Raw genomic sequence first — 17,614 nt, 5'->3', positions numbered from 1 at the left:
GGTGTATATAAAGATGAATAATGCTACAGGATTATAGTTTATATACATTGAATTCCTTTTGCTATCTTGTGTAAAATATTATAGTATGGATAAAAGGTCATTTCTTAAAAGTTTTGGGAAGATGGCGGCAATTACGCCTTTTCTCCCCTATAGCCTGGATGCCAGGGAGAACGAAATTCACAGGGATTATGGGAATAGCGATGAGGAGTTCTGGAAGAATATCCGAAAAGATTATTTGTTAAAACCCGAATATATTAACCTGGAAAACGGATACTATAATATAACGCCTCAGCCAATAATGAACAGGTATCTGGAACATATTAAAAGAGTTAACTACGAAGGCTCTTACTATATGAGAACTGTTCAGTGGGAAAATAAGAGCCTTGTTACCAAACGTTTGGCCGGTATGGTTGGCTGTTCATCAGATCAATTGATAATTACCCGAAATACTACAGAATCATTGGACATGATAATTGGGGGTTATCCATGGAAAAAGGATGATGAGGCAATTTTTTCAGAGCAGGATTACGGATCCATGCAAGACCATTTTGGACTGGTTGCCAAACGCTACGGAGTTGTCAATAAGATAATTTCAATACCTAACCACCCGGTTTCGGATGAAGAACTTGTAGCACTTTACGAGGACCAGATTACTCCTAAAACCAAATTAATTATGGTGTGCCATATGATCAACATTACAGGGCAAATATTGCCTGTTCGGAAGATCTGTGATATGGCACATAAACAAGGTGTAGAGGTAATGGTTGACGGAGCACATTGTATTGGCCATATTCAGGTTAAGATAGATGATCTGAACTGCGATTATTACGCTTCAAGTCTTCACAAATGGTTAAGCACTCCTCTGGGAGCCGGGATGCTTTATGTTGCCAGGGATAAAATATCAAAAATTTGGCCGCTTATGGCAGAACATGATCGCGAGCCAAATGATATCACAAGGCTGAATCATACAGGAACCCATCCGGTTCATACAGATCTTGCTATTGACAATGCCATAGATTATCTGGAAATTATTGATCTGGAGCGGAAAGAGAAAAGATTAAGGTTCTTGCAGCGATATTGGTCCGAAAAATTAAGAAATGTAAAAAATGTCAGAGTAAATACGCCCGTTGAGGATTATAGAAGTTGTGGTATTGCCAATGTGGGAATTGAAAAAATGGCTCCTGCTGAGTTGGCTAATACTCTTTTTGATGAATTTCATATATTTACGGTAGCTGTAGATTATGCCAATGTGCATGGATGTAGGATTACCCCTAATGTGTACACAACTACAAAAGAACTGGATACATTTGTGGACGCGGTAAGCATATTGGCATCAAGAATATAAGGTTAGTTAAAATCTGTTCGGTCTGATTACTAATGTTAATCTGATAAATAGAAATAAACTGATAAATGTCATAGGAAAGATAGGGCTGTGAATCTAGTTTTGATCAGTTTTATCCTAATCATTGAGTCAGGGTTTATTGTGCTGCGCACAAGTTTTTTATAATTATTGATTAAAGTAATTTTCTAAATTCTATATGCATGAAATATATAGTAATGCATAGAGACAAAAGCTTTTTATTGTGTGGCTCACGATCTGAAAACCAAAATTGAAATCTGTCCTGAAGAAATAATTAATTAACAACTATAACTAAACAATATGACTGAAACTAAAAGCAAATGGCAATTAAAACATACTATTGTTTTATTGCGAGTACTTATTGGCTGGCACTTTTTGTACGAAGGTGTTATAAAGCTTTATAATCCGGACTGGACCTCATTTGGCTATCTGGCGACGGCACAAGGCCCTCTGGAGCCCTTATTTTTGGCAATTGCCAAAGAGCCATTCATTGGATGGGCAGATACCCTTAATTGGTTGGCACTTATGTTTGTAGGAATCACCTTTTTGTTAGGCATATTTGAGAAAAAAGGTGCTTTGGTGGGGATATTGCTTCTTGCCCTGTATTATTTGGCCCATCCTCCTTTTCCATGGCTGCAGCAAGTTAATGTGGAGGGAAGTTACTGGTTTATCAATAAAAATTTAATTGAGCTTGTTGCTTGCATGGTTATTTATCAATTTCCTACCGGACAATATTTTGGCATATCAAACCTATTTAATAAAAACAAAGAACAAACTAAAACTGAAACCTTATGAAATGGACAAGAAGAGATGTAATTAAAGGCTTAGGTGGAATCCCGATTCTTGGAGCTGTTTGGTGGGCAGGTGCCTCAAATGCTGTTTCCAAAAACAGGGAGCGCACAGCCATTTTAGAACAATTGAATATACAGCCTTCATTGCCTTCTGCCGTAAAGGAAATTAGCGGTGAGCCGGTAAGAGTAGGAATAATTGGTTTTGGTATTCGGGGAGAACAATTATGCAGGGCAATGGGATTTGCAACCAAAGAATGGCTGGATGAAATGGAACAAGCTGCGAAAGAGGATCCGAATCACTCTCGTTTAAAGGATTTTAAGAATCAGGATAAACTGAATATAAAACTTACTGCAGTTTGCGACGTCTATGATGTAAGGGCAGAAAGAGTAATTAATTCTTTTTCTACAGAAGACACGAAGGTGATCAGATTTAAGACACATGAAGACATGATCCGAAGCGGTAAAGTAGATGCAGTAATTATAGCCACGCCAGATCATTGGCATGCTCCTATGGCCATAGACGCATTGGAAAATGGGATACATGCCTATGTAGAAAAGCCAATGACTCATACGGTGGAAGAAACCTACAGGCTAAAGGAAGCTGCTGAAAAGTCTAAGGCAGTACTTATGGTAGGTCACCAGCACAGACAAACTTTGAGTTTTCAAACAGCTCAGGATATCGTTTCTAAAGGCGTGCTAGGCCATGTTTCTCTTGTTCAGACCAATACCAACAGGAATGATGACAATGGGGCCTGGAATTATCATATAGAAGATGAAGCGACCCCGGAGACCATAGACTGGGATCTGTTTTTAGGGTCTGCACCAAAAATACCCTTTAATAAAAATCACTTTTTCAGGTGGAGAAAATGGTGGACATACGGGTCTGGCCTTTCCGGGGATTTATTGACCCACGATTATGATCGTCTTAATTGTGTTTTACAAATGGGTATCCCGAATTCGGTTAGCGCTTCCGGAGGAATTTATACACACAATGACGGGCGAAATGTTCCTGATGTACTTCAGGTAAATATGGAGTTTCCGGATTTTAGCACAGGAAGCAGCCAGGAAAAAGGCAAGGAAAAGGGGATGACTTTTGTTTACAGTGCAACACTGGGCAATGGATTTAGCAGGCCTACTATTCTTATGGGGCATGATGCCACGATGGAATTGGGTAACCGGCTTACAGTCTGGCCGGATAGCCGTTCTACTAAGTATGCCGAAATGATTGAATCTGGAAAAATGAAACCATCGGTTCCGGTTTATTCATACAATCCCGGGGCCAGTGTACCTGATGCCGTTTCTTCTGCAACCTCACAATATTTTGCAGATAAAGGGCTTATGTGGACTTATATTAATGGAGCAAGAGTTGATTCAACATTTCTACATTTACGGGAATGGCTTAGTGCCACGCGAAACGGAGGCAAAGTTAGCTGTGGAATAAATGAAGGTTTTGATGAAGCAATATCTGCACATATGGCGGGCCTTTCGGTGAAGCTTGGAAGAAGAATAGACTGGGACGCCGCCGCACAGCGCATTGTGTCTATTGAAGGAGTTGATTTTGACGAGGTGTTATTATCCAGCCTTTAATTGATGAGACAGCGGCTTTTATAAGCAGTTCTGCAATATTGTAGTTTAAGTAATCAGGGCTTAAAAAGGCCCTGATTATTTTTTTTATGTCTAATTTTTTATGCGGGTTAGTTTATGATATTATCAGTTAAACCTGATAAATATCATATAATCTACATTTTACATGACTTAAATTTGAGTATGTCATAATTAAAATAGTCATGCAAGTCAAGAAAAACCCAAAAGTAGATTTAAACAGAAATAGTGGACTGTATTTCGTTATTGGACTTACAGTGGTTCTATTTTTGACCTGGCGCGCTTTGGAATACAAATCATATCCCAAAGACACCATAACTCTGGAAATTGCCCAGGCAGTTGATGACCTTAAAGAAGATGTACCGGTGACCGAAGTATTAAATACACCTCCGCCACCCCCACCTCCTGCAGCTCCTGAAGTAATTGAAGTAGTAGAAGATACAGAGGAAATAGAAGAAACTATTATTGAAAGCACCGAAACCAGTCAGGAAACCGTTATTGACCAAGTAATGGATGTTGACGACGTTGAAGTTGGAGAAGAAGAAGAAGAAATCATAGTACCCTTTGCAGTCATAGAAAACGTTCCAATTTATCCTGGTTGCGAAAGTGCAAATGGTAACGATGAAAGAAAGGCATGTTTCCAAAAGATGATACAAGCACATATTGTTAAAGAATTTACATATCCTGAGAGTGCCCTTGAACTCGGAATTAAAGGAAAAGTATTTGTTCAGTTTATGATAAATTCAAAAGGTGTAGTAGAAGGAATTAGAACAAGAGGCCCGGATAAACTATTGGAGAAAGAAGCACACCGAATAATTGCTTCACTCCCCAGTATGACTCCCGGGATGCAACGCGGAAAATCTGTAAAAGTTCCTTATAGCATACCCATTAACTTTATGATTCAATAGAAATAGGAAACATGACTATTTCCCGAGGATTGATTCGACTAATACCCCGGTATTGGAAAGAATCAATCCTCATTTTGTTTATAATCTGATAACTGCTGAGGTCCTTCGAGTAAAACCCTGACAATCTGCAGGGTACCATCTTCCTTCGTTGCTATTTGCCATTTAATAAGTGAAATTGAACCGTGTACTATTTCAATACCTGTAATGCTTCTTGGGTGTACACAGCTTCCATCGTTAAAAAAAGGAATATCGCCCGGTTCCGGAAATCTGGGCCTGTGTGTATGTCCAGCTATGGTTATTAATAGCTTGTTTTTTAAGATCCATTTCTTTATTCTTCGTTCTACTTTGATTAATTCCCGATGATTTCGGGCCGGACTGGTTGGGTCTGCAATTCCCCAAACCTGCAGAGGTTTCCAAAGAACACGTACTAAAAATCGATTAAACCGCCACCCATGATAATTCATAAAATCTGCCTGATGGCCATGAGTTAAAAATAGTTCTTGCCCATTCTTGCTGTGCTTTAGGAGGATAGCCTCATGAAATTGTATTTGATCTAATAAACCAGTTTCCTTTCCTTCTTTTGGTTCAAAGTAGGTGAAGAGATGTTTTTGTACATAGGCAGGATTTCTATAGACCATATCATGATTGCCGAATATCATATGCAACCTGTTTTCCCCATGAAAGCGTTTCATTAGCATATAAATATTCTTATGGGCTTCAAAAATTGGTTCAAAACTCAAATTTTCCCAGAGTTCATCACCATCTCCCAGTTCACAGTATTGGAACCCGTTATTAAAATAGTGTTTTAAGGCATGATAATAGATATTCCGATTATTGGCAAACTCATCAGCAAAACTATTATCGCCTCTGTGGCAATCACTAAAAAGGATAAACTTTGAGGAATCATCAAATGCTATGGTTTTAGCTCGTTTGTAGGCGTTGCTAAGTCTTTTATCTGATGACATATATGAATTTTGTATAAATATCCAAAAAATGCCCGGAACATCGTAAAATATCCAATATCAAAAGTAAATTGAATAGTTTTGTAATTTTATGGACACTCCGCAGACAAATAGCAGTATGGAACCAATGAATAAAGAAATGCCGATACAAATGTTGATTAGCTTTGATAAGCTATTGCAGCAGTACGATATAATGGCCAAAAGTGATGACCCTTTTTTGTCATCGAGGGCCAGGTATGTCTTGGAAACTCAGGCACCATATCCGGAACTCAGGGAAGGTTTTTCAGATGTTCGGCTTCTTGAAAAACATAAGGATATTATTCGGGTAATTTTGCAGGATTCCTTTGCAGAAGTGCTCAGTGAAAACGAAATTAAGGCTGCTTCTATGCCTTATTTTGATATCGTATTTAATAAATCCAAAAGATTTCAAAAGATTTTAGACAATGCCGGAACGGATTTTAAACCTTTTATACGAGATCAGGAAGAGGGGATAGACTATATTATGGCCAGTACGGTAATCCTTAAATTTTACTATGGATTCAACCTTGATTATAGCAGGCCGTATTTTTATGATATCCCGGATGCTAAAGGGATAATACATCATTATCGTATTTTATATAATGCAGACTTTATGGATATTCTTCCAACAGCTTTGGCTAAAGATCTGAGCCAGGCAGATGTGGATAAACTTTTAGAAAATCCGGAAGATCTTGGACTCTGGAAGGAAATGATCCCTCCAAATAGCTTTATTTCCAAAGGCTTTGTTATCTCAAATATGTTTGATGTTACAGCGGAACATACTATTTCTGAAATTAAAACAAATCTTATCTCGAGTGATAAACGAGGTAGCGAAACCTTTATTTCAGATCTGCAGGAGACCTTCAGATCCTTCTTTAAGATTAAAGAATTAAAAATTGGTTTTGTCACCTATAACACAAAAGATAATCAGCTGGAACGTGTTTATGGTAATGGAATAGAAAGCTTTCTCCTTAAAGAGAAGAATAATGAGGCTTGTAATCATGTCCTATGCGTTGGATCCTATGATAAGATAGTGAAGGAGAAAGGCTATTTTGCAATATCTGATGTGGATAAATACTATAAAATAACTGAAGGGGCAGAGCCTTACCGAAGCTTGTATGAACAAGGAATAAAAAGTGCCATTTTTGCTCCCATAGTCAATGAAGGAGAGCTTTTAGGTGTGCTGGAACTTGTATCCACTGTAAAAAACCAGCTAAACGGAGTTAACGCAACAAAGCTGGATGATGTAATGCCCTATATTGTTGCTGCTGTTGTCCGCTCTAAAATAGAAGAGGAAAACTTAATAGATGCCATCATTCAAAATGAATGTACTTCGGTGCACTCCTCTGTTCACTGGAGATTTGAAGAGGAAGCCAAACAATTTATCATCGACGGGCTGGAAGGCCGGCAGCCTTCATTTAAAGAAATTGTCTTTAAAGATGTCTATCCATTATATGGTCAAATAGATATTAAAGCCTCTTCACAGGCGCGAAATACCGCCATTCAGCGAGATTTGATGATTCAATTATCCAATATTGGAGAAATATTGAATGCTGCATTGAAAAATGAAAAGTTGCCAATTTATGAAGAGTTGATTTATAGGATAGACAAGTATGTTGATGACATAAAAGAGACTTTGTTTTCTAACAGTGAGCAAACCGTATTTGATTTCGTAAATGCTGATGTGCTACCCATATTTGATCATCTGAAAAAACAAAATAAGGAATTGTCTGATTTGATAGATGCATATGAAAAAACCATCAATGCTGAAACTCATTCATATTATGATCACAGGAAACAATATGATGACAGTGTTATGCGGATTAATAAAAAACTTGCATCCGTAATTGACAAACATCAGGAGGCAGCACAACAGATGTTTCCTCACTATTATGAGCGTTATAAGACTGATGGGATTGAACACAACATCTACATTGGAAGCTCTATTGCCGAGGATAAAGATTTTGATCCCTTATATTTAAAAAATCTCCGCTTATGGCAACTTCAGGTGATGTGCGAGATGGAAAACAAGTACTACAACCTTAAGCCGGAATTAGATGTTCAGCTGGATGTTGCATCTCTTATTCTTGTTTATAGCACTCCCTTGTCTATTCGCTTCAGAATGGATGAAAAACGATTTGATGTGGATGGCACCTATAATGCCCGTTACGAAATAATAAAAAAGCGTATTGATAAATCATATATCAAAGGCACCAATGAAAGGCTAACCCAAAAAGGAAAGCTTTCCATTGTTTACTCTCAAAAGAAAGATGAACTGGAGTACCTGAGATATATATCTTTCCTGAAATCCAAAGGGTACTTTACCAATAACATTGAAATAGTAGACCTTGAAGGTCTTCAGGGCGTATCCGGGCTAAAGGCAATAAGAGCTGAGATTCTATATAAGAAGAACGCAGAAGACGAACAAACTTTTACCTATGAGGATCTCATGGAGGAATTAAAAACCTAGAAATACCGGTGAGATCAGTAAGCTAACCCTGGCCTAAATGTTTAAACGCAAGGGCAAAGGCTATGACAGAAACAACAATACCTATTACAAAGATACTATAGGTCCAGCGTAAGATCTTATATTTTCTGTGAAGTACCAACCCAAGAAAATACAGGTCTTTGGTGAGCGAAGAATAAATATAATCTTTGTCTTTAACCAGTTCCTGAAGGGCAAGCTCATACTCTTTCAACTTCATTTTATGAAAATTTCCAAAGAATAGTAGGTTCACTTTTTTATTGGCTACGTCATCCTTGCTGAATTTGCCACTGCCTACATTTGGACGTGTAGCGATAACGGCCATAACCATTGAAGTAACTGTGAATAATAAAAAAATTAAGGTAGGGTAAATAAGATAGGTATTGGAGGGGTTATCCAGTTTTGGTATTAGGTTAGACAATACTACAGAAATAATAATTGCGTTGACAGACAACAAAATATTTGCTTTGGTGTCCGCAATTTCACTAAGTGTTATGTGGTTTTTTAAGGTTACCCTGAATAGGGTCTGAATGCCCCTATCCGGACTTTCACTCTTATATTTTGCCTTTAATCGTTCTTTTTTTGCAATTTCTTTTTCCTTTTTAATCTCTTTCTCAAGGACCCTTAGATTTTTGTCTTTTCGCTCCTGCCAGTTAGATTTGGCATAATCTGTATAAAACTGGTGCTGTTTTCTGAACATCTTTATGTTCTGCTCCATCCAATCTTTATAAGAATATTCAGCTACGCCCAACAGGGAAAGTTCCTCCCGGAGAAGTTCACAGGTTTCTATATAGCTTTTTTGGGCAAAATGTGAGGCATCGGCATCCCGGATTATTTGTTCGCTCAGGTTTTTCGGTTCATAGACCATTTGAGTTGCCATGATGCAATCCTGAACCTGTTTGATACTCTCTTTATCATATCCTTCTTTTTCGAGAAATTTTTTTGCAATTTTACAACTACTGCTTTCGTGCTCCTCATGACCCTTCGTATAACCTGTATCATGTAACCAGGCTGCCAATAAAAGAACCTCCTTTTTCTTATCCTCCAGTTTATGTGCATCCAGCAATTCCTGTGTGTTTTTTACTACCCTTTGGGTATGTTTCAGATTATGATAAAGATATTTTGGATCTAATTCTGTTGACAACAAATCAACAACAAAAGCTTCGGTTTTTTCCAGAATTTCAGACATGTTTCAAATTTATAAAACAAAAATTACAAACACTATGATTTACACAAATGTATATAACTTGTAGCAACAATTAATGACACAACCTGAATAGCATTACAATTAGTATTTCATGGATAATTTTTCACCTACTGAAGCAATTTCTAAATGAGTAGTTGCTTTTAAAGTGACCTTTGGTATTTATAAATAAGAAATTATTAATTGGGAAAGCAAGGGAAATTTGAGTTATAACTTTGTATTTTGTCGAATATTTTATGTTGGTATCAACTTATTTGAGTTTAAAAGCAACTTTCAACAGCAATGAAACGGATATATAAGGAATTGGCTGCAATAGTTTGTATTGTACTATTATCCTCCTGCGCTTCATACAAGGCCCAATACAAGGACGAAAACTCAATTGCCCAAAAAGCTGATGGAGAAATTTTACACTCTTTTTATTTAATCGGAGATGCCGGGTATTCGCCAATAGGATCAAAATCTGAGGCACTCCAGTCCTTTGAAAAGGAACTTATGCGTGCCTCAAAGAATAGCACAGCCCTATTTTTAGGAGACAATATTTATCCAAAAGGCCTGCCGAAAAAAGGAGCAAAAGGCAGGCAATATGCTGAGCATCAGCTGAATGTTCAAACCGATGTTGTAAAGGATTTCGCCGGGAGGGCAATTTTTATTCCCGGAAACCACGATTGGTATAGCGGAGGACCGGAAGGTCTGGAAAGGCAGGAAGAATACATTGAGGATAAGCTTGGGAAAAACACTTTTCTTCCCGAGGATGGCTGCCCAATCCGAAAAGTTGAAATCAATGATGAGGTGGAGTTAATTATTGTGGATACGGAATGGTACCTTACCAAATGGGATAAGTTTCCAACATTAAATGACAATTGTGAAATTAGAACCCGTAACCGTTTTTTTCTCGAATATGAGAGTCTTATCAAAAAGGCAAGAGGTAAGACTACGGTGATTGCCTTGCATCACCCATTGTTTACCAATGGCCCTCATGGCGGACAGTTTTCAGTAAAGCAGCATATGACTCCAATCCCCATTCTGGGTACTTTAAAAAATGTACTCCGACGGGCAGGTGGCGTTTCCCCTGCGGATATACAATACCAGAGATATGATGAATTCCGGGATCGAATAATTACCCTGTCTCAGGATAATGATAAAATAATTTTTGTTTCCGGACATGAACACAGCCTTCAATATTTGGTTGAATCCAATTTACCACAAATAGTCAGTGGTGCAGGTTCTAAAACTACGCCCACACGAAATGTTGGCGGCGGCAAATTTTCCTATGGATCTCCGGGTTATGCCAGGTTGGATGTTTTCAAGGATGGTTCTTCCCGTGTAAGCTTCTTCTCAACAAAAGATAATAAAGTAGTATTTGAAACTGAGGTACTGCCGGAGGATCGCCCAATAATAACTGATTATACGGATAACTTTCCACAAGAAAAAACAGCGTCAATTTATACCAGGGAAGAAACGAATAAAAGCAAAACTTTTAAATGGCTTTGGGGAGAGCGCTATCGTAAATTATATAGCACTGAACTCACTGTGCCCACAGTGAATCTGGACACCTTATTTGGAGGCCTTAGTCCGGTGAGAAAAGGAGGCGGTCACCAGTCTAGTTCCCTGCGTTTAAAAAACAAAGAAGGACAGGAGTATATTATGAGAGCAATGCGGAAAGATGCGCTGCTATATATTCAGGCTGTCGGCTTTAAGGACCAATTTGTAAAAAGTGAGTTTGCGGGCACAAAAACGGAAGAACTTGTTTTGGATGTATTTACAGGAGACCATCCTTTTACACAATTTATCATCGGAGACCTTGCCGATGCCGCAGGGATATTCCATACCAATCCTAAATTATATTATGTACCCAGGCAGAATGCTATTGGCCGCTTCAATGATGAATTTGGGGATGCACTCTATGCCATTGAGGAACGCACGGCTGACGGGCACGGAGACAAAGCCAGTTTTGGCTATGCCAATGAAATGATTAGTACGCTGGATATGCTCGAAAAGGTAAAGAAGAATGAAGATCACAAAATAGATGAAACCACTTATGTGAGAGCACGGCTGTTTGATATGTTATTGGGAGATTGGGATCGGCATCAGGATCAATGGCGTTGGGCCATATTTGAAGAAAATGGGGGTACTGTTTATAAACCTGTTCCAAGAGACAGGGATCAGGCATTTTCAATTATGAATGACGGTTTTGCTTTGGGGCTGGCCACCCGGCTGGCAGCCCCTACACGGGTTTTAAATTCATATGAAGAAGATATCAAAGATGTACAATGGAGCAATTTAAATCCATATGTTCTTGATGTTGCGGTCATACAGGAATCAGATAAAGCAGTTTGGGATGAACAGGCAGCTTATGTAGCGTCTCATATTACAGATGAGGTAATAGAAGCTGCATTTGACAAGTTGCCTGATGAAGTAAAGGATGAGAATATGGAGGATATTAAGCGCAAGTTAAAAGGCAGGCGTTCGAATTTGCGAAAAATTTCCGATGCCTATTTTAAGGTTGTAAACAGATATGCCGTAGTACGTGGTACGGATAAGGATGATTGGTTTGAGATTGAAAGAATGCCAAATGGCCAAACCAAAGTTACGGGCTATAGAATAAAGAAAGATGAAAAGGGCCCTGTGTTTCATGAAAAAATATATGAAACCGAAAGCACTAAGGAAATTTGGGTGTATGGCCTGGACGATAAAGATTATTTTCATGTTGCCGGGGAAGGAGATCATCCCATAAAATTGCGCATGATTGGCGGCTCCAACAATGATAGTTATGAGGTCTTGAATGGGAAAAAGGCCCATATTTATGATTTTAAAAGTAAGCCCAATACGCTGGTAACAAAAAAGGGCAAACAGCATATCAGGGATGATTATGAGAATAATAATTATAATTACAGGAAACCGAAATACAATGTTAATGCAGTACTCCCTTTAATTGGGATAAACCCGGATGATGGACTAAAGCTTGGGATAATTGCCGGGCATACCAGATATGGCTTCGAGCGAAACCCGTTTACATCCACCAATAGGATAGCAGCTGCCTTATACACCTCTACCGGTGGATTTGATATACGATATCAGGGAGAATTTGCTCATGTGGTGGGTAAATGGAATCTGGCCGTCAATGGTGTCTTAACCAGCCCGAATTACAGCATAAACTTTTTTGGTTTTGGGAATTCTACACTAAATCCGAATGTTGAAGATGAAGATAATTTTAATCTTAACTACAATCGTGTTAAACTGGGCACCTTAGGAGGTTTTGCAGGATTGGTCTGGCATGGAGAAAATAATGGGGAATTTAGTATAGGAGTGAATTATAAGACCTATGAGTTGGAAGAGACTCAGGGGAGGTATATAAATTTATTTTCAGATTTTATCCCTCAGGAAGAGAGGAATAATTTTTTTGGAGCCGAAGCCGTATATAGTTATACCAATAGTGATAACCCTGCATTTCCGACTCTCGGTATGGTAGCAGAATTTAGAACCGGAATTACTACAAACCTTGACGATTCTAATACTTTTGGATATTTCATTCCAACGCTCGGTTTTGCGCATAAGATATCGCCAAATGGGCAATTGGTTTTAGCTACCAAATCTAAGGCCCATATTATTTTTGGCGATGATTTTGAGTTTTACCAGGCCGCGAGTATTGGTGGTAACGACGGCTTGCGTGGTTATAGAAACGAGCGTTTTACAGGAAAATCTTCCTTCTATCAGACTTCGGACCTGCGCTTTAATTTTAAAAGATATAAAACAGGTCTTGTACCGGTTGAAGTAGGTGTATTTGGCGGTTTTGATATAGGCAGAATCTGGGTAGATGACAGTCTCGTTGTGGATCCCTCCTTTAATAAAAATACCTGGAATACCTCCTATGGAGGCGGGTTTTTCATAAACGGTACAGATTTGGTCACTGCCAACCTCGGGCTCTTTGGTTCGGACGATGGGCTGCGATTTTATTTTGGTTTTATTTTGGGATTATAGTTCGATGCTCATTTAAATATAATAATAGTTCTATAGAATTAATTGGCATATTTTTATTAGCTTGGCCAACTTAAATATCGGACGTCTAAAAACGCCAATTGTTATGAAAAAAAATATTACCATACTATTATTACTTGTTTTTTCCTTTGCATTTCAGAATTGTGGCAGTGTAAAAGTTAGAGACTCCTGGACTGCAGAAGAAGAAACTATTGCGAAATTCAAGGAAAAGAAAATTCTGGTTTTAGCCAGGACGGCAGACAACACAGCCAGAATAGCTTTTGAAGAAGCATTAGCCAACGAAATGAGGGCAAGGAATTATAATGCATCAGAGAGTTTTAAAAAATTTCCGAAAATTTATACGGAAAAAGAAATAACCGAAGAAAGGGTAGCTTTTATACAAAGCATACTGAATAGCGAAGGATATACAGGAATAGTTATTGTGGTTGTGAAGGATCAGGAGAGTACCACTACAACATCGAGCACAGGTATAGGTGTGGGAGTTTCGTCTGGCTATGGCTATCCTGGTTATTATGGCGGATTTTATAATTACTACAGAACCCCTTATGCCTATGGTCCTTACTATAGTTCGTTTGGAGGTTATATTCCAACTTCCACTTCTACGAGTACCTCTATAACCTATATTTTAGAGACCGTTTTTTATAATCTTGATGAGCCAGAAGAAAATCAATTAGTCGCCGTTGTTACGACTGAATTGGACGACCCCAAGGAAGCATATAAAACTGCGGAAAAATATGTGGAAACTATGGTCAAAAGCTTTGAGTAGCAGTATGGCAATCTTTTAGCCTATTTTGACTTATAAAAATAATGTCACTTTTCTTGTTTGCTTAAAACGGATTGCATTAGTATCCTTGTTTAATTAAAGGGTATAGTTAATTCTTAAATTTAGTAACTAAATCATTTTTCTTACTACGTAGCTTAAAGTAGAGTTTAGATTTCTTAAATTCATAGTCATAATTTTAATCAAGAAAAGTTTAATATCTGACTTATGAATACAAAAGGCAATATTACAACAGTACTCAGGATAGTAGCTTTGCTTTTAATATTGGTTTGGTGTTTTTTAATTATAAGGCCTTTTTTGATTATTACCATTTGGTCAATTCTTTTAGCAGTTGCTTTATATCCTTTATATAAATGGTTTGTTGCTAAGTTAGGGGAGCAGCGTAAAAAGTTGGCAACTTTCAGTTTTACATTAATTGCAGTGCTTTTATTAGCGATTCCGGCTTACTTTGTGCTCGCCAGTATTTTCGAATCCATTGCAATTATTGTGGATCAGATAAAAAGTGAAGGATTTGAAATACCATTACCCGAATCAAAAATTAAGTCCCTGCCTTTAATAGGAGAGAAGCTTTATGATGAGTGGTATGCTCTATCTGATAATATAGAGCAATTTGCTATCGTTCATAAGGATGCCATATTAGAATATGGCAGGGTTGTCTTAAGTTCGGTGAAGGGTTTTTTGGGTACCATGATTACTTTTATTATTTCATTTTTTATTGCCCTGGTTTTAATGTTTAATGCTGAAAGTGCGTATAGGTCATCTCTTAAACTATTCATGAAGTTAATGGGGGAAGAAGGAGAAGAAGTGATTTTAATTTCACGGGATACTATTAGAAATGTTGTTAAGGGAATCCTCTTAGTAGCTATTATTCAGACAGCGTTGGCATTTATAGGGTTTACGGCCATCGGAATACCCGCGGCAGGTATATTTGCTTTACTTGTGCTTATTGGCGCTATTGTTCAAATCCCCGTATTCCTGGTAATGTTGCCTCCGATACTGTTGGCATTTTCTATGGCAGAACCAACCTATGCCATCATTTTTACCATATACTGTGTCCTTGTAGGCCTGGCAGACAATGTATTGAAACCAATTCTCCTGGGAAAAGGGTTAAAGACACCTATGATAGTGATCCTGATTGGGACCATTGGAGGGTTGTTGTTGCACGGTATTATAGGGCTATTTGTAGGTCCGGTAGTATTGTCGGTAGTATACCAGTTGTATCAATACTGGATGAGAAAAGCGGTCTAAAGGACTAATACAGCGTCGACTGCCTCTAATTGCAAATTATTTGTAATAGTATCCTTATTACAGGAAGCCTTGCAAGCATCTAGAACCGCGGAAAAGAATACCTGCAATAGCCACTGGTTTTCTGGAATTGGATTCACTTTTGTTTAGTTTTTTGTTTTGCGCCAACAATATTTCGCCAACTAGCCTATATATAATCTTTTAGATTTCTGAAAAAATAATCCTTATATTGCCAAAGGATTTCAAATAATGCTGATGCCCCCTGTCATGCTGAAATTCTAAAAAACTACCTTGAACTAATTGAATTAAAATTGTAAATGAAACGATTTGTTTTCAGAGACCTAATTTTGCTTTGGATTGAATGAATCGAATATGCTTAAGGTTGATAAAAAATTTATTAAGCCAAGTTGGATTTACCCCCGGCCTTTAGCGTGGATAAAAGAAAATAATTATTAGAAACACTAAATTTAATATGAAAATGAAACAAGGAATCTCTTTATTATTACTAATAGCATTTTGCGCTGTAAGTTTTGCACAGAAAAAACCAAATATCCTGGTAATTTGGGGCGATGATATTGGTCAATCCAATATAAGCGCCTATACCAGAGGCGTGATGGGTTATGAAACACCAAACATTGACAGAATAGCCAGGGAAGGAATTATTTTTACAGACTATTATGGAGAGCAATCCTGCACTGCCGGCCGTTCATCTTTTATAATGGGTCAAAGTGTATTCAGAACAGGCTTGTCTAAAGTAGGCCTTCCGGGAGCTGCAGAAGGTATGCGTGTTGAGGACCCAACCATTGCAGTTTTATTAAAAGACCAGGGGTATGCTACAGGGCAATTTGGAAAAAACCATCTGGGAGACAGAGATGAAATGTTGCCTACAAACCATGGTTTCGATGTGTTTTTTGGAAACCTTTACCATTTAAATGCGGAAGAAGAGCCCGAGAACGTTGATTATCCGGGAGATATGATTATGGCTGATGGCAGGACATTTCGGGACACCTATGGCCCAAGAGGGGTAATAAAATCTTCTTCAGACGGAACCATTGAGGATACCGGTCCTTTGACCAAGAAACGGATGGAAACCGTTGATGATGAAACATCGGCAGCAGCTATTGAATTTATTAAACAACAAACAAAATCTGGAAACCCATGGTTTGTTTGGTGGAGTGGAACACGTATGCATTTTAGAACCCACGTTAAAGAGGAACTTAAGGGAATTTCGGGACAAAATGAATATGCAGATGGTATGGTGGAACATGACATGCACATTGGGCAATTCCTTAAAGTTCTGGACGAGTTGGGGATAGCAGATAATACTATTGTACACTATTCCACAGATAATGGGCCGCACTACAATACCTGGCCCGATGCCGCTTCTACTCCTTACAGGGGGGAAAAGAACACTAACTGGGAAGGTGGATGGAGAGTGCCGGCCATGGTTCGCTGGCCGGGTGTTATAAAGCCGGGCTCCGTGAGTAATGAAATTGTTCATCACATGGATTGGCTACCCACTTTTGTGGCAGCTGCCGGAAAAACCGATATAAAAGAAGATCTTTTGGATGGCTATGTATCTAAGTCGCTTGGAAGAAGCTATAAGATTCATTTAGATGGTTACAACATCATCGACCATCTAAAGGACCCTAAAAATGTAAAAAGCCCCAGACATGAAATCTTTTATTTCTCCGATGATGGGGATTTAACGGCCATGCGTTATGATGATTGGAAGCTGGTATTTATGGAGCAAAGGGCACAGGGAACTTTGTTGTTATGGGCTAACCCTTTTACACCTTTAAGATTACCTCTTATATTTAATCTAAGGAGAGACCCGTATGAGCGGGCACAGATTACTTCAAACAGCTATTACGACTGGATGATAGACAGGGCATATTTACTGGTGCCCGCACAAGCTTATGTTGGAAAATTTTTAAACACTTTCAGGGAGTACCCGCCCAGACAGGAAGCAGCCAGTTTTTCACTGGATAAGGTAATGGAGACACTCAAAAAAGGAGGAGGCTCCAAATAGCAATAAAATGCCAATAGCGGGATAGACTGTTCTGCTAAAATGACTAATAACAATGAAACCTTTGGTTTTGGTTCTGGTTGATAAAGAAAGATCCGGAGAATAACAATCCGCCCTGTATGTTAAATTTTAGCGCATACAGGGTTTTTTTATTTTTTTGGATTTTCAGCTTTAGCAAGAAATGGATAAAATAAACAGGAGGCAAACCAATTTACATATATGCAATACTTAAT

General features: G+C 38.3%; 11 protein-coding genes. 9 read left to right on the top strand and 2 right to left on the bottom strand.

All coding sequences use genetic code 11. The features are described from left to right. The first annotated feature begins 85 nt into the window (after window positions 1-85). From G504_RS0104990 to G504_RS0104975, 4 genes are all read left to right on the top strand, one after another. Window positions 86-1,345, top strand: a complete 1,260-nt coding sequence (locus G504_RS0104990; protein ID WP_019669046.1) for an aminotransferase class V-fold PLP-dependent enzyme — start codon at window positions 86-88, stop codon at window positions 1,343-1,345. A gap of 315 nt (window positions 1,346-1,660) precedes the next feature. Further along, on the top strand, window positions 1,661-2,155 hold the full coding sequence (locus G504_RS0104985; protein WP_019669045.1) for a hypothetical protein: 495 nt from the start codon (window positions 1,661-1,663) through the stop codon (window positions 2,153-2,155). After that, a complete protein-coding gene (locus G504_RS0104980; protein ID WP_019669044.1) occupies window positions 2,152-3,738 on the top strand; it encodes a Gfo/Idh/MocA family protein in 1,587 nt (528 codons plus the stop codon). The genes G504_RS0104985 and G504_RS0104980 overlap by 4 nt, the downstream gene beginning before the upstream one ends. Window positions 3,739-3,938: 200 nt before the next feature. Beyond that, window positions 3,939-4,661 carry an energy transducer TonB gene (locus G504_RS0104975; RefSeq protein ID WP_019669043.1) on the top strand — a complete coding sequence of 241 codons (723 nt, stop codon included), beginning with the start codon at window positions 3,939-3,941 and terminating at the stop codon, window positions 4,659-4,661. A 62-nt stretch (window positions 4,662-4,723) separates the two neighbouring features. Here the strand turns inward: G504_RS0104975 and G504_RS0104970 are convergent, their stop codons facing one another. Next, window positions 4,724-5,626 carry a metallophosphoesterase family protein gene (locus tag G504_RS0104970; protein ID WP_019669042.1) on the bottom strand — a complete coding sequence of 301 codons (903 nt, stop codon included), beginning with the start codon at window positions 5,624-5,626 and terminating at the stop codon, window positions 4,724-4,726. A gap of 124 nt (window positions 5,627-5,750) precedes the next feature. On the opposite strand from G504_RS0104970, the gene G504_RS0104965 reads away from it, so the two are divergent. Then, window positions 5,751-8,111 (top strand): GAF domain-containing protein, encoded by a 2,361-nt coding sequence (locus tag G504_RS0104965; protein WP_316928671.1) that lies wholly within the window; start codon window positions 5,751-5,753, stop codon window positions 8,109-8,111. A 22-nt stretch (window positions 8,112-8,133) separates the two neighbouring features. Here the strand turns inward: G504_RS0104965 and G504_RS0104960 are convergent, their stop codons facing one another. After that, window positions 8,134-9,315 carry a Pycsar system effector family protein gene (locus G504_RS0104960; RefSeq protein WP_019669040.1) on the bottom strand — a complete coding sequence of 394 codons (1,182 nt, stop codon included), beginning with the start codon at window positions 9,313-9,315 and terminating at the stop codon, window positions 8,134-8,136. Window positions 9,316-9,612: 297 nt separating this feature from the next. Between G504_RS0104960 and G504_RS0104955 the strand changes: the two genes are divergently transcribed. The 4 genes from G504_RS0104955 (at window position 9,613) to G504_RS0104940 (ending at window position 17,384) form a co-directional block, all read left to right on the top strand. Further along, complete coding sequence (locus G504_RS0104955) at window positions 9,613-13,308, top strand: metallophosphoesterase (RefSeq protein ID WP_019669039.1); 3,696 nt, start codon at window positions 9,613-9,615, stop codon at window positions 13,306-13,308. Between the two features lie 103 nt (window positions 13,309-13,411). Beyond that, window positions 13,412-14,092: a hypothetical protein gene (locus tag G504_RS0104950; RefSeq protein ID WP_019669038.1), complete on the top strand. Its 681-nt coding sequence runs from the start codon at window positions 13,412-13,414 to the stop codon at window positions 14,090-14,092. A 222-nt stretch (window positions 14,093-14,314) separates the two neighbouring features. Beyond that, window positions 14,315-15,355, top strand: coding sequence for an AI-2E family transporter (locus G504_RS18315; protein WP_019669037.1), 1,041 nt, complete (start codon window positions 14,315-14,317; stop codon window positions 15,353-15,355). A gap of 475 nt (window positions 15,356-15,830) precedes the next feature. Continuing rightward, a complete protein-coding gene (locus G504_RS0104940; RefSeq protein ID WP_051089563.1) occupies window positions 15,831-17,384 on the top strand; it encodes an arylsulfatase in 1,554 nt (517 codons plus the stop codon). Window positions 17,385-17,614: the final 230 nt, after the last annotated feature.

The sequence above is a fragment of the Eudoraea adriatica DSM 19308 genome, from assembly GCF_000382125.1.
Taxonomy (GTDB): Bacteria; Bacteroidota; Bacteroidia; order Flavobacteriales; family Flavobacteriaceae; genus Eudoraea; species Eudoraea adriatica.
Note: the sequence above shows the minus strand (reverse complement) of the source record. Positions and strands in the feature narration are given on the sequence as shown.